Origin of the sequence: Cobetia sp. 1CM21F, assembly GCF_023161745.1 — a bacterium.
Lineage (GTDB): Bacteria > Pseudomonadota > Gammaproteobacteria > Pseudomonadales > Halomonadaceae > Cobetia > Cobetia amphilecti.
On sequence record NZ_JALNTQ010000002.1, the window covers coordinates 113,689 to 127,212 of the forward strand.

A 13,524-nucleotide genomic window follows, 5' to 3' on the forward strand; every position below is an offset into this window, starting at 1 on the left:
GTAGCTGCTCCCGAGTCATGAATGATGAGTCATGACATGGATGAAGCCACGGCAAGCTGAAACGAACCTGAATGGAGTGCCTATTTGCGGGTGGGCAGATGCACCTCGGCTCTCAATCCCCCTGCGGCTGCTGTTGAGTAGCTCACGCAACCAGCGTAATGCTTGACGAGATGCGCAAGAATGGAGAGCCCCAGCCCATACCCCGGGTGAGTTTCGTCCTGCCGCCACCCACGCTCGCCAAGATGGGCCAACTGTGCCTGCGGCACCCCCGGACCATCATCCTCGACGCAGAGCACGATCTGGTCTCTCTCTATCGTCAATCGGCATTGCACCTGATTGACAGACCACTTGCCCGCATTATCCAGCAATATGCCGAGCATTTCGGTGAAATCCTGTGTCTCGACATTCACCCAGCTATCCGCATGCTGATTAGATACGCCCAGACACTCCAGCAAGAAGGTACGCTGCGGATAGATCCCCTGGAACATCTCGATCAAGCGCTGGGCCTCTTCAACCGGGCGTGTTGTCTGACCGGCGCGCGGGCCAGCAATGCGGGCTCGCCTGAGCTCTGTCTCCAGCTGGGAATGAATCGTCTCTACACGTTGCAGCATCTTGCCACGACGTACCTCATTGATCGGTCGCTTGCCGCGCAGCACCTGTGCCAGTGCCGTCAGGGGTGTCTTGAGCGCATGGGACAGATTCGCCACAGACTCTCGTGAACGAGACAACCGACGATCAAACTCATCCAGCAGGGTGTTGAGCTGTGATACCAACGCATCAAGCTCGGAAGGGGCCTCAAGCACAATCCGCTTTCGGTGCCCGGACTGGAGTTCACTCAATTGATGACGCAGGACACTCAACGGCCTGAGCCCCCGCCTTACCGCCAGCAGATTGAGTGATATCAGAATTCCCCATAACAGGATGGCGCTGGCGGCAATCCACCAATGAACTCGGGTCAAGCCCTGCTCCACTGGCGAGAAATTCTCGGCAATCAGCAATTGCACCGCCTCCCCGCGGATATCGAAGACATGTCGATAGACCAACAGTGGCTGTTGCTGAAACTGATGCATGAACAACGCATCTCCCTTGCCCTCAAGCAAAGGGAGCAACTGCGTCGGCAAGGCAGGCAGCGAAGTACTGACCTTCTCCCCGACTCGCAACACATAGAAATGATGAAAGCTCAGGGACTCCTCACGCGCAGCCGCCATGAGCTGGGTAACAGGCCGCTCATCCTTCTTGAGCAAGGTGACGATATGCGATGCCTCATCCTTGAGACGCTCGCCAAGAAAGTCCTTCGCCAGCTCGTGGAGAAAGAAGCCATGCAGATACCAGGCAAACAGCACCACCGCGAGAGATGCTCCTCCCAGGCGGGTCAGCAGGCGAAAACGAAGGCTACGACGATCGATGTGAAACAAGCAGATACCCCTGTCCGCGGCGGGTCTGTATCAAGTCCTTGCCCAGGCGGCGGCGAAGGCGAGCGATATAGACTTCTACCAGATTGGGCGCCGCGGCGTCCTGCTCCAGGGCATATAGCTGATCCAGCAACTGTGCCTTGGAGTGCACTCTGTCTGGATGATGCATGAGGTAGCGCAACAGGCGGAATTCGGTGGCCGTCAAGCTCGCCCACTGCTCTCCATCGCAGCACACACGCTGCGCCTCTTCATCCAGCTGAATTCCGCTTACCTGAAGATACCCATGACTTGCCCCTTGGCGACGCCGAAGAAGCGCATGAAGACGTGCCAACAACTCTGCTTCATGAAATGGCTTGGTAAGGTAATCATCTGCCCCGCTGCGCAAACCGACGACCTTGTCTTCCCACGTGTCACGGGCCGTGAGAATCAGTATCGGAATATCCACCTGTCCTTGACGCCAGCGCTTGAGCAAATCCAACCCGGAGCCATCCGGTAGTCCCAGATCCAGAATGGCCAACGCGTACTGCTCGGTTGCCATGAAGGCCTGCGCATCATTCAAGTTCGAGGAGACATCCAACCGGTAGCCATTGTCCTCAAGCAGTTCGGCCAGGCTTTCCGCCAGCAGGTCATCATCTTCAAGCAACAACAGCTTCATGCCAGCTTTCTCCTGATCCACAAAACACCCACTGAACACTGCGGCATAGTGCTAAACCAACATGTCATGGTAAGCCTCACCATCCTATGGGGGAAAGCTGATCACTGGCTGAAAAGACAGCAACATATAATCTCACCACCACGTGAAGCCGCTCGAATCTCCCATGTGCTATTCAGCCAAGCACGCCTGGCTGGATAGCGCCTCCCCGTCACGGTAGCCTTGCACGCCTGTCAGGCAGGTCATGCGTCATGTCGGCTGCCTGACCCCCTATCCATCTTTATTGGCTATCTCCACAGGATGCCCGCAATGCTCGCCAGTCCCGCCGATATTCCCTACCTCGCAAGCCTGCTTGATGGCCTCGCGCAGTATTTCCCGCTCTCGCTGCCTATCGTCTGCGCGTTGCTGCTGCTTGCCCTGCTGACGTCAGCCATGTCTGCAGCTGTCGGGGTCGGCGGTGGCACCCTGCTGATCATGTTCATGGCGCAGTTGATGCCTGCCGCTGCCTTGATTCCGGTGCATGGCATGGTGCAGCTGGGTTCCAACGGCGGGCGCATGGCGATGACGTGGCGCCATATCGACATGCGCCGTCTGTTGGCCTTTCTGCCCGGTGTGGCGCTGGGTGCGCTGGTCGCGGCCTGGGTATTGATCCGCTTGCCTGAAGGGGTGCTGGAGCTTGCCATCGCGCTGTTCGTGCTGTTCACCTGCTGGGGGCCGGCACTGCCCAAGCGAGCTTTGAGCCGCACGGGCACCTTGATCGCCGGTGCCATCACGACTTTCCTTTCGAGTCTGATCGGTGCCAGCGGCCCACTGGTCGCGAGCTTCATCAAGCAAGGCGGCGGCGAGCGTCACGCCAAGGTGGCGACCTTCGCGGCCTGCATGGTCGCGCAGCACCTCACCAAAGCCTTCATCTTCGGCATGGCAGGGTTTCTCTTCCATGAGTGGTTGCCCCTGATCGTGCTGATGATCGGCGCGGGCCTGATCGGCACCCGCCTCGGACTGCGCTTTCTGGATCGCGTCTCCAACCGGCATTTCGATGGCCTGTTCAAATGGGCGCTGTCGTTGCTGGCGCTCAGGCTTGCCTGGCTGGGTAGCGCTTCTCTGATCAGTCATTGATCCGCCGCCAGCCACGCCCTGATCCGCTTCTCGCACATGGGACATCTGGCGGTTGCGCTGTTGATCATCACCGGTGCGCTGATGATCACAGCTTGCACCCCTGTCCTCTAGACAGGGATGCCCCGGGTATCACGCTCAGCTGGTCTTGTTGCCTGTTCCGCCCATCATGACGCGTCAGCATTACCTACCATCAAAAGCGCCCCGCTCAGGCATCAGGCTGAGCGGGGCGTTGCTTGTCATGCGTCAACTACAGATAAGAGACATCAGAACGGATATTGGCGGGGCTCAACCTGCAGGCTGACCCACTGGTCGGTGGTGAATTCCTCAAGCACCCAGTCGCCATTGAAGCGCCCCAGGCCGGAGTTCTTCTCGCCACCGAAGGGCGCGCGCGGGTCATCGTTCACTGGCATGTCATTGACGTGCACCATGCCAGCCTCGACCTGGCGCGCGAAGCGCTCGCCACGTGCGATATCCGCGGTGAAGACGGACGCCGAGAGGCCATATTCGGTGCCATTGGCAAGCTCCAGCGCATGCGCTTCGTCACGGGCTTTCTGGATGCCGACCAGCGGACCGAAGATCTCGTTGCGCGCCAGACTCATGTCATTGGTGACCTCGGTGAACACATGCGGCGGCACCAGCTGACCCTGCGTCTCGCCCTCAAGCATCACCTGGGCGCCCTCGCCCTTGGCCGTCTCGATCATCTCGAGTAGACCATCACGCTGCTTGGCATTGATGATCGGCCCGATGACGGTATCGTCCTGTGCGGGATCGCCGACCTTGAGTGCACGGGCACGCGCCACGAAGCGATCGACAAAGGCGTCATGGACCGACTCATCGACGATGATGCGGTTGATGGCCATGCAGATCTGCCCCTGATGGAGGAACTTGCCGACCAGAGCGGCGTCCACCGCCTGCTCGATATCCGCATCATCCAGCACCACGCAGGGACTGTTACCACCCAGTTCCAGGGCAACGTGCTTGAGATGATCACCACCGACGGCGCGCTCGCCGATGCCCTTGCCCACCTGGGTGGAACCGGTGAAGGAGATCAGCCGCGGCACCTCGTGATCCACGAAGGCATCGCCGATCTCGCTGCCGGAACCGACCACCACGCTCAAGACGCCGGCAGGCAGGCCCGCCTCCTCGAACAATCTGGCCAGCAGCAGGCCACCGGTCAGCGGCGTGTCACTCGCCGGCTTGATGACGACGCTGTTGCCAAGCGCCAATGCCGGTGCCAGGGAACGCTGGGTCAGATGCAGCGGGAAATTCCACGGGCTGATGATGCCGATGACACCCAGCGGCTTGCGAAAGACACGGCTCTCCTTGCCCGGCACCTGAGCCTCCATCGCCATTCCGGCCACGCGGTTGGCCATCGCGGCAGATTCCAGCGTGATCGCGCGAGCCGCGGCCAGTTCCGCCTGCGCCTTGATGCGAGTACTGCCGGACTCACGAATCAACCAGCCGAGCAGCTCCTCGCGTCGCTCGTCCATCAGCTCCACCGCCTTGTGCATCACGCCCGCGCGCTCGCTTGCCGGCGTCTGGGCCCAGTCAGGCTGGACATCGCGCGCCTTGCGATAGCTGGCGTCGAGATCCTCGGCGTTGGCCATGGAAATCGAGAGCAGCGAGCTCTGATCGAAGGGGTCCAACACCTCAAGCGTCTTGCCGGCTCGTCCGGCACGCCATTCACCGGCGAGAGGTAGCTGCTCCAGGTTCTGGTAATCGCGAGGCATGAGTCTCTCCGTGCTATGGGGTTACAGGAGACATGGCGATAGTGTGGCAAAACCCAACCACCGCAACTCAGCTATGCCAGAATGGCACCGCCAGCGAAGAGCATCCCCCTACCGAAACCGAATGAGAGTCAAAGGATGAGCCCTGAAGACCTGCAGAAACTGACGACCCGCCAGATGCCCTATGGCAAGTATGCCGGACGCCTGATTGCCGACCTGCCCGGGGATTATCTGGGCTGGTTTGCGCGCAAGGGATTCCCGCAGGGCGAGATCGGTCGCCTGCTCGCGCTGATGCACGAGATTGATCACAACGGGTTGAATGCGCTGCTGGAGCCGTTGAGAAAACGCTAAAGCCAAAGAGAATTATGCTGTCGATTAAGTTGATTTAAATATACCTGCGAGCAACCAAAATATATGATGGTCTTTGCATGCTCCTAACTTCATGCCCACCATTTCTGAGGCAATCATGACACGCACACTAATAACAACTGTACTCATGCTTACCATTACAGGTTGCTCTACTACGCCAATTTCATCATTAGATGCCGACCCCGTCCCTCCTGAACGAATCTATGCACACAATCAACCTTTACAGGAGGAGCATGGGACATTGACTCTGACCCGTGATAGTGGGCTGTTAGGCAGCGCTTGCGGGATCATTGTAAAAATCAATGGAGTTCTAACCGCCAAGCTTGACCCTGCAGAAACTGTCTCGCTGGATCTTACTCCGGGTACATATATCGTCAGCGCTTCAGCGGATCAAGGGCTTTGTGAGACTGGAGTAAAAGAAGTGAAAGACACCATTACTCCCAATACAACAATACGCTATAGAATGGGGTATGACCCAAGCGGAACACTGGGGCTTTTCCCGACAATGTATTGACCAAAATCACGACAGGCGGCCGCTGGCCTCCAGTTGATCGAACATGTCGTGCAGCGTCGCCTCGAGGGGCCGGTAGATCAGACCCAGCTGCTCGCGGCTGCGGGTATTGTCGAAGATGAAGGGATGGCCCACGTTGCGCGCGACGACCTTGCGGGTCACGGCCTTGTTGGCCAGCGGACCCGCCAGCCACACCAGCCATTTGGGCAGCTGGCGAGTGGGAATCGCGTACTGCGGGCCGGCGTGACGGCGCAAGGCCCGCCCCAGCTCAATGAAGCTTGAGGAATGTCCAGCGACCAGGTGACGCCCATTGGCCGTGGGCAGAAATCCCGCCGCCAGATGCGCCTCGGCCACATCCCGCACATCCACCACGCCCATGCCGTAATCCGGTGCGCCTATCCTGAGCGTGCCATCGCATAGCTGCGTCATCAGGCTGAAGGATTCGCCGCGCGTGTCATCGCTGATCGCGGGGCCGAGCACCAGCGAGGGGTTGATCACCACCAGCCGCCAGCGCGACTGCCGCTCGGCGATCTGCCAGGCGGCCTGTTCCGCCAGCGTCTTGGAATGGGAATAGGCCTGATGCTCAAGCGACGCCGTGGTATTCCAGACACTCTCGTCGAAACAGCCGCGCGGGGTGTCTTGCGCATCGGCATTGTCGCTGTAGATGGCGGCACAGCTGCTGGTCAGCACCACCCGTTCGACACTGGCCTGACGATTGGCCTCTTCCAGCACATTGCGCGTGCCCTCCACTGCCGGGCGCACCAGATCGCGCTCGGGGTCCAGGACACTGACCACGAAGGGCGAGGCGGTATGAAAGACCACCCCACAGCCTGCCATCGCCTGAGCGTAGGAACCCGGTTTGAGCAGATCGCTGGCGAAGACACGTAGCTCCCCCGGCAAGCGCTCGCCCAGCGCCATGAGCGCCGCCAGACGTTCGCTATTGCCGGGATCGCGCACGGCGGCATGCACCGTCAGGCCTTCTTCCAGCAAGCGACGAATCAGCTGCCCCGCCACATAGCCGGTCGCGCCGGTCACCAGTACCGGACGCGATCGCTCCAGCCCTGCCAACAAGGCTTGCGTAGACGCATTGAGCGGCATGGACGACTCCCGGAATGCAGTAATTGGCGATCTGACGGCATAGTGTGCGCGGCAATGGCGTCAGGCAGACAGCTTGACGAACCAGGTCCACAGGCCGCCCAGAATCAGCGACTCGGCGGCGAAGCGGAACAGATGGCGCATCTCGATGCCATCCAGCATCAGCCCCATCAGACGGGCCGTCATGATGCCAGCGATACCTGCCACCGCGAGCGTCACCAGCACCGGCAACACACCCAGGCCGATCGGCGGATACATCAGCAGATACCCCACCGCGATGACCCAGCCCCAACAAATGCGCCGCGAGATCGCCGCGCCGGTCTCCTTCGGCACGGTCTGCGGCGTGTCGCTCGGGCCCTTGAAGCGGTTGACCAGCTCCGGCACTGCCGCCAGCAGTACCCCTGCTGTCAGCACGAAGCCGCCCAGAATCTGCAATACCATCATCATCGTGCCATCTTCCCTTGTCCGGTAATCAATGGCGCACATGCTACCAATACTGCCGGGCAAATGCCTGACCGGAATGCACGCCCCGGCAAACAATCGAGCCTGGCCAAGGGCTCAAAGCTCGCCTTCGTAGCCGAGCATCTTCCCATCTGCAGCACGCTGATCTATCATCGGACCATCGTCATTTCGACAAGTCTCGACATATGGACAGATCAAATGAATGACTCCGACAGCCTGCCAGACCCGCAGGCCACGCTGGACACCTTCGCGGCGCTGTCCCAGGCCACGCGTCTGGACACGTTTCGCCTGCTGGTCCGCCATGAGCCACAAGGCCTGCCTGCCGGCGAGATCGCCCGTCGTCTCGAGGTGCCGCACAACACACTCTCGACCCATCTGGGCGTATTGAGCCGCGCGGGGCTGATCCACTCCCAGCGCGAAGGCCGCTCGCTGATCTACCGCGCCAACCTCGAGCACATGCTCGCCACCGTGCAGTTTCTGGTACGTGACTGCTGCGCGGGCTCCTCGGTGGTCTGCGACCCACTGCTGGCCTCGCTCACCGTGCCCGACTGCAGCGCCTCTTCTACCCCCTGTGCTTCTCAGGAGCCTGGCAACGATGACTGATTCCGTCCGTTCTTCCGGCAAGATCACGATGTATCACAACCCGGCCTGCGGTACGTCACGCAATGTGCTGGCCATGCTCAAGGCCTCCGGCGAGACACCGGAGGTGATCGAGTATCTGGTCACCCCGCCGACGCGCGAGACGCTGGAATCCCTGATTGCCGCCATGGGGGGCGGTCCGCGCCCGCTGCTGCGCCGCAAGGGCACGCCCTATGACGAGCTCAATCTGGATGACCCGGCCTTGAGCGATGCGGCGTTGATCGACGCCATGATGGCCCACCCGATCCTGATCAATCGCCCCATCGTGGTCACGCCGCAGGCCACGCGTCTGTGCCGCCCGTCGGAGGCGGTACTGGAGCTGCTGGACAACCCGGTCGCGCAATACACCAAGGAAGACGGCGACGTCGTCCACGCCCCCAGGACCTGAACCATGAACGCACACACTCCCGACACGTCTCACCTGCCCACAGGCGACACCATGACCAATGAACTCATGACCGATGAGATGAAAGCGGCACTCGCCGACCTGCCCAATATCGATGCCGAGCACTGGCGACCGCTGGAGATCGATCGCCTGGTCGGACCGGATGCCCCGCGTCATGCACCGCGCATTCTGGTGCTGTACGGCTCCCTGCGTGAGCGTTCCTTCTCGCGCTTTGCCGCCGAGGAAGCGGCGCGCCTGCTGCGCGCCTTCGGTGCCGAGGTGCGCCTTTACTCGCCAGCTGGCCTGCCACTGCCGGATGACTGCGAGGCCGATCACCCCAAGGTGCAGGAGCTGCGCGAGCTGGCCCAGTGGTCCGAGGGCATGCTGTGGGCAAGCCCGGAGCGCCACGGCGCGATGACCTCGATCATGAAGGCACAGATCGACTGGATTCCCCTGTCACTGGGCGGCGTGCGCCCCACCCAGGGCAAGACGCTGGCCATCCTGCAGGTCAGTGGCGGCAGCCAGAGCTTCAACAGCGTCAACCAGATGCGCATTCTGGGCCGCTGGATGCGCATGCTGACCATCCCCAACCAGTCATCCGTGCCCAAGGCCTTCAATGAATTCGACGAGCATGGCCGCATGCGCCTGTCGCCGCTGTATCTGCGCATCGTCGATGTCTGTGAAGAGCTGATGAAGTTCACCTGGATGAACCGCGACCGCAGCGCCTATCTGACCGAGCGCTACTCGGAGCGTGTCGAGAGCCCCGAAGAGGTCTCCCGTCGCGTCAACCAGAGCACGATCTGACGCAATCCGCGGTCGCACACGCGGCTTCTCACTTACTCTTCACCCTCGACAAGGAGACGTCATGCTTGCCTTGGCAATCTTCGCCATCACGCTGGCACTGGTGATCTGGCAGCCACGCGGGCTGGGCATCGGCACCAGCGCCCTCGGCGGCGCCGTGGTCGCGCTGGCCTGCGGCGTGGTCAATCTGCCGGATGTGCTGGTGGTCTGGGACATCGTCTGGGACGCCACCTTCACCTTCGTGGCGCTGATCATCATCTCGCTGATCCTCGATGAGGCGGGCTTCTTCAGCTGGGCCGCACTGCATGTCGCACGCTGGGGCGGCGGCAACGGACGCAAGCTGTTTCCGCTCATCGTGCTGCTGGGCGCGGTGATCGCGGCCTTCTTCGCCAATGATGGCGCGGCCCTGCTGCTGACGCCGATCGTGATCGCGATTCTGGTGCGCCTGGAGTTCTCGGCGGCGGCCTCACTGGCCTTCATCATCGCCACCGGCTTCGTGGCCGACTCCACCAGCCTGCCGCTGGTGATCTCGAATCTGGTCAACATCGTCAGTGCCAACTACTTCGACATCTCCTTCACGCATTACGCCGCCGTGATGGTGCCGGTCGATCTGATCGCGCTGGCCGCCACGCTGATCGTGCTATGGCTGATGTTCCGCAAGGAGCTGCCCTCGCACTACGCGCTGGAGAAGCTCGAGGCACCGTCGAGCGCCATCAAGGACCCTCAGGTATTCCGCGCAGCCTTCCCGCTGCTGGGGGTGCTGCTGGTGTCCTACTTCGTGACCGCACCGCTGGGCATTCCGCTCGCCGTCGTCACCGGCAGCGCCGCGCTGATACTGCTGGCCATCGCCGGGCGCTGGCTGGGCAGCGGTGATGCCGTGATCGAACTCGGCCCGGTGCTGCGCGGTGCGCCGTGGCAGATCGTGCTGTTCTCGGTGGGCATGTATCTGGTGGTCTACGGGCTGGGCAATGCCGGCCTGACCGATCACGCCAGCGACATCCTCGCCTGGCTTGCCAGTCAGGGCGAGCTGGTCGCCACCCTCGGCACCGGCGTGCTGGCCGCCGTCACCGCCTCGGTGATGAACAACATGCCGGCCACGCTGATCGGCGCGCTGGCCATCGACCACCTCACCGCGCAGCAGGTCAGTGACGCGACGCGTGAGCTGATGGTCTACGCCAACGTGATCGGCAATGATCTGGGGCCCAAGTTCACCCCGATCGGCAGTCTCGCCACACTGCTGTGGCTGCATGTGCTCGATCAGAAAGGCCATCACATCAGCTGGGGACAGTACATGAAGGTCGGCCTGGTGCTGACGCCGCCGGTGCTGGTCGCCACCCTGCTCGGCCTGTGGGCCTGGCTGGGCGTACTCAATGGCTGAGAGGCCGCCATCTCCTGGCCAAGGGCCATGGCTCATGGCCGTCATGACATGAGCACTTGCACAAGAAAGCCCCGCCGAATCCCGGCGGGGCTTTTGCGTTGCGTGCGCCATTGACTGGCAGTGAGATGCCCGCCGTCAGGGCTGGCGGCGGCTGACGATGACCCCGCTGTCGGCCGCTTCTCCCTCGGCGGCGATCTCCGCGCGCATCCAGTCGCAGAATTGCTGCACATGTCTGGCTGGCTGCGGGTGATGGAACAGCCAATAGGCACGCTGGGGATTGGCGGCCATCTCGAACAGGCATTCCAGGGTGCCGTCCTCAAGCTCCTTGCGGATCAGGCGTGGCGGACACAGCGCGACCCCCTGCCCCGCGACCACCGCAGCACTCAGCAGACTGAAATCCTGATAGAGATCGCCCTTGTCGAGCTGGGAGGGATACAGCCCGCAGTTGTTGAACCAGTCATGCCAGGGCTGGCGCGACTGATCGTGGATCAGCTCCAGCTTCAACAGGTCCGCCGGCTGGGTCGGGCGGCGGTGATGCTCCAGATACAGCGGACTGGCCACCGGCTGAGTGGCCCCCGAGAACAAGCGGAACGCCTGTGATGCCTTGTCCGGGAGTTCGTCCTGCCAGGTGATCATCACATCGACCTCCGGCAGCAGCCCACGCGCACTGATGCCGGCATATTGCAGGCTGACCGCGATATCGGGGCATTGCTCGCGAAAGCTGTTGAGCCGCGGAATCAGCCAGCGCACCGCCACCGAGGGAAGACAGCTGACGCGCAGCTGGCGCCGCTGATGCACGCCTTGTGGGTCGACCTCGAATTCGGCCACCGACTGCTCGATTCTGGCAAAGCCGGCCTGCAGGCCATCGGCCAGTCGGCGTCCGGCGTGTGACAGCACCACGCCGCGTCCGGCCCGCTCCAGCAGACTGACCTCCAGCGTGGCCTCCAGGCGGCGTATCTGGTGACTCACCGCCGACTGGGTGATGTTGAGCTCATCCGCAGCCGCGGTGATGCTTCCCAGGCGTGACACGACCTCGAAGGCATTGAGCGATGACAGACTGGGTCGCATGGGATGTCCTTGATGACTGGCCTGGCCGGGGGCCAGAAACCGGGTGCTGGGTGCCTGTGCCAAGCGCTGGGCTGAGTGCTGAGCTGAGCGCTTGCGAGAGCGCCCTGATGGAAGAAAGGCGTCAACCAGCATATGACGGCAACCCATGATATTGAGTCATAGATTAAACGAAAAATGGTCAGTTTTCTGCAATCCACCTCATGGCTAAGGTGAAGGTGTCAGTGATATTGCCAGCTCCCCGCTGCTTGTTCCGCGCAAGCCTGCTGCAACACGACACCACTGGTGAACAATAACAAGACGCCTCGGCGTCACCATGAGGTCTCCTAGGATGAACTTACCTGTCCTGCTGTCGTTCGGGCTCTATCTGCTGCTGATGCTGGGCATCGGCATCTACTTCTATCGCATCACCCACAATCTGTCGGATTACATACTCGGGGGACGCGGCTTGCCGCCAAGCGTCGCGGCCTTGAGTGCCGGCGCCTCCGATCTCAGCGGCTGGGCCCTGATGGGCCTGCCCGGCGCCATCTTCAGTGGTGGCCTCTCACAAGCCTGGATCGCGGTCTGGACCCTGGTCGGCGTCTACCTGAACTGGACCCTGGTCGCCGAGCGACTGCGCGTGTTCACCGAAGCGGCCGGCAATGCGCTGACGGTGCCGGATTATCTGGAAGCGCGTTTCGAAGACCGCTCACGCGTGCTGCGTACCCTGTCTTCCGTGGTCATGCTGGTGTTCTTCACCTTCTATGTCTCGGCAGGTCTGGTCGGTGGTGCCGTGCTGTTCGAAGGGCTCTTCGACATCGATTACCGCGTCGCACTGTGGTTGGGCGCGCTGGTCATCGTCGGCTATACCTTCCTCGGTGGCTTCCTCGCCGCTTCATGGACCGACCTCATCCAGGGCCTGATGATGGCCGCCTCGCTGTGTGCCGTGGCTGCCATGACGGCGGTGGCGCTGTTCGGCGATGGCGCAGCCGCCTCGGCAGCGGCGCAGGATGTCGCCCCCATCGGTGGCCTGATGGAAGGCGTGACCTTCCTGGGCATGCTGTCGCTGGCCGGCTGGGCGATCGGCTACTGTGGCCAGCCACACGTCGTGGTGCGTTTCATGGCCGTGCGCAAGCGTGAAGATATCAAGGTGTCGCGGCGTATCGCCCTGCTGTGGTCCGCCATCACCATGGCGGCTGCAGTATCAGTGGGCGTGCTGGGTTACTACTGGTTCGGCGGTGAGCTGGGTGGCGGTCTCACGGACAGCGAGCGTGTCTTCATCTCCCTGAGCCAGATCATGCTCAACCCCTGGGTGGCAGGCTTCATTCTGGCCGGCGTCCTGGCCGCGATCATGAGTACCGTCGATTCCCAGCTGCTGGTCTGCTCCAGCGCGATCGCCGAAGACATCTACCGTGGCCTGATTCGCCCCAAGGCAACGCAGAAGGAGCTGGTCTGGCTGAGCCGTGCCAGCGTGATCGGCATCGCACTGCTCGCCACCGTGATGGGCAGCGAGCGTGACAGCAGCATCCTGGGCCTGGTGTCCTACGCCTGGGGTGGCTTCGGCGCCGCCTTCGGTCCCGTCATCCTGCTGTCACTGTTCTGGCGTGGCATGACCCGCAATGGCGCCATCGCCGGCCTGCTGGTCGGTGCCCTCACCGTCGCGATCTGGAAGCCGCTGAGCGGCGGCCCGCTGGAGATATTCGACATGTTCGAGGTCGTGCCAGGCTTCCTGTTCGCCCTGATCGCCGTCGTCATCGTCAGCCGCATGAACGCAGAACCTGCCGCCAGCGCCTGCTTCGACCGCCTGATGAAGCACTGGCGCCGCGAACAGGCCTGACCCCGCGCAGGGGGACCGAGAACCTCCCCCTGCGCCCTGCAGATACCGCCACTGCCGGCCATGACACTTGCCGGCAGTGCACGAAAGCCCCCAGCC

General features: G+C 62.0%; 14 protein-coding genes. 8 read left to right on the forward strand and 6 right to left on the reverse strand.

What is annotated here, in order from left to right; all coding sequences use genetic code 11:
* Positions 1 to 80: 80 nt before the first annotated feature.
* On the reverse strand, positions 81 to 1,415 hold the full coding sequence (locus MSG32_RS06070) for an ATP-binding protein (protein WP_248378616.1): 1,335 nt from the start codon (positions 1,413 to 1,415) through the stop codon (positions 81 to 83).
* Positions 1,393 to 2,067 carry a response regulator transcription factor gene (locus tag MSG32_RS06075; RefSeq protein ID WP_131431957.1) on the reverse strand — a complete coding sequence of 225 codons (675 nt, stop codon included), beginning with the start codon at positions 2,065 to 2,067 and terminating at the stop codon, positions 1,393 to 1,395. Before MSG32_RS06075 ends, MSG32_RS06070 begins: the two co-directional genes overlap by 23 nt.
* A gap of 306 nt (positions 2,068 to 2,373) precedes the next feature.
* Between MSG32_RS06075 and MSG32_RS06080 the strand changes: the two genes are divergently transcribed.
* Entirely contained in the window at positions 2,374 to 3,180 is an 807-nt protein-coding gene (locus MSG32_RS06080; protein ID WP_248378618.1) for a sulfite exporter TauE/SafE family protein, read from the forward strand.
* Positions 3,181 to 3,443: 263 nt separating this feature from the next.
* Here MSG32_RS06080 and MSG32_RS06085 read toward each other — a convergent pair whose 3' ends face one another.
* Positions 3,444 to 4,910 carry an aldehyde dehydrogenase family protein gene (locus MSG32_RS06085; protein WP_248378620.1) on the reverse strand — a complete coding sequence of 489 codons (1,467 nt, stop codon included), beginning with the start codon at positions 4,908 to 4,910 and terminating at the stop codon, positions 3,444 to 3,446.
* A gap of 135 nt (positions 4,911 to 5,045) precedes the next feature.
* Here MSG32_RS06085 and MSG32_RS06090 point away from each other — a divergent pair, with 135 nt between their 5' ends.
* Complete coding sequence (locus MSG32_RS06090) at positions 5,046 to 5,258, forward strand: DUF3820 family protein (protein WP_175090234.1); 213 nt, start codon at positions 5,046 to 5,048, stop codon at positions 5,256 to 5,258.
* A 115-nt stretch (positions 5,259 to 5,373) separates the two neighbouring features.
* Positions 5,374 to 5,790 (forward strand): hypothetical protein, encoded by a 417-nt coding sequence (locus MSG32_RS06095; RefSeq protein ID WP_152965372.1) that lies wholly within the window; start codon positions 5,374 to 5,376, stop codon positions 5,788 to 5,790.
* 6 nt (positions 5,791 to 5,796) lie between these two features.
* On the opposite strand, the gene MSG32_RS06100 is transcribed toward MSG32_RS06095, so the two are convergent.
* Together MSG32_RS06100 and MSG32_RS06105 are read right to left on the reverse strand one after the other, a co-directional pair.
* Positions 5,797 to 6,885, reverse strand: a complete 1,089-nt coding sequence (locus MSG32_RS06100; RefSeq protein WP_248378622.1) for an NAD-dependent epimerase/dehydratase family protein — start codon at positions 6,883 to 6,885, stop codon at positions 5,797 to 5,799.
* Positions 6,886 to 6,945: 60 nt separating this feature from the next.
* Positions 6,946 to 7,329: a hypothetical protein gene (locus MSG32_RS06105; RefSeq protein WP_248378624.1), complete on the reverse strand. Its 384-nt coding sequence runs from the start codon at positions 7,327 to 7,329 to the stop codon at positions 6,946 to 6,948.
* 213 nt (positions 7,330 to 7,542) lie between these two features.
* Here MSG32_RS06105 and MSG32_RS06110 point away from each other — a divergent pair, with 213 nt between their 5' ends.
* The 4 genes from MSG32_RS06110 (at position 7,543) to MSG32_RS06125 (ending at position 10,547) form a co-directional block, all read left to right on the forward strand.
* Positions 7,543 to 7,947, forward strand: coding sequence for a helix-turn-helix transcriptional regulator (locus MSG32_RS06110; protein ID WP_107334903.1), 405 nt, complete (start codon positions 7,543 to 7,545; stop codon positions 7,945 to 7,947).
* Positions 7,940 to 8,371: an arsenate reductase (glutaredoxin) gene (arsC, locus tag MSG32_RS06115; protein ID WP_054556029.1), complete on the forward strand. Its 432-nt coding sequence runs from the start codon at positions 7,940 to 7,942 to the stop codon at positions 8,369 to 8,371. Before MSG32_RS06110 ends, arsC begins: the two co-directional genes overlap by 8 nt.
* 51 nt (positions 8,372 to 8,422) lie before the next feature.
* Positions 8,423 to 9,172, forward strand: a complete 750-nt coding sequence (gene arsH, locus MSG32_RS06120) for an arsenical resistance protein ArsH (protein ID WP_248378634.1) — start codon at positions 8,423 to 8,425, stop codon at positions 9,170 to 9,172.
* Positions 9,173 to 9,233: 61 nt separating this feature from the next.
* Complete coding sequence (locus MSG32_RS06125) at positions 9,234 to 10,547, forward strand: arsenic transporter (protein ID WP_248378636.1); 1,314 nt, start codon at positions 9,234 to 9,236, stop codon at positions 10,545 to 10,547.
* A 135-nt stretch (positions 10,548 to 10,682) separates the two neighbouring features.
* Here the strand turns inward: MSG32_RS06125 and MSG32_RS06130 are convergent, their stop codons facing one another.
* Positions 10,683 to 11,615, reverse strand: coding sequence for a LysR substrate-binding domain-containing protein (locus MSG32_RS06130; protein ID WP_192838180.1), 933 nt, complete (start codon positions 11,613 to 11,615; stop codon positions 10,683 to 10,685).
* 328 nt (positions 11,616 to 11,943) lie between these two features.
* Between MSG32_RS06130 and putP the strand changes: the two genes are divergently transcribed.
* Positions 11,944 to 13,428 carry a sodium/proline symporter PutP gene (gene putP, locus MSG32_RS06135; RefSeq protein ID WP_248378651.1) on the forward strand — a complete coding sequence of 495 codons (1,485 nt, stop codon included), beginning with the start codon at positions 11,944 to 11,946 and terminating at the stop codon, positions 13,426 to 13,428.
* Positions 13,429 to 13,524: the final 96 nt, after the last annotated feature.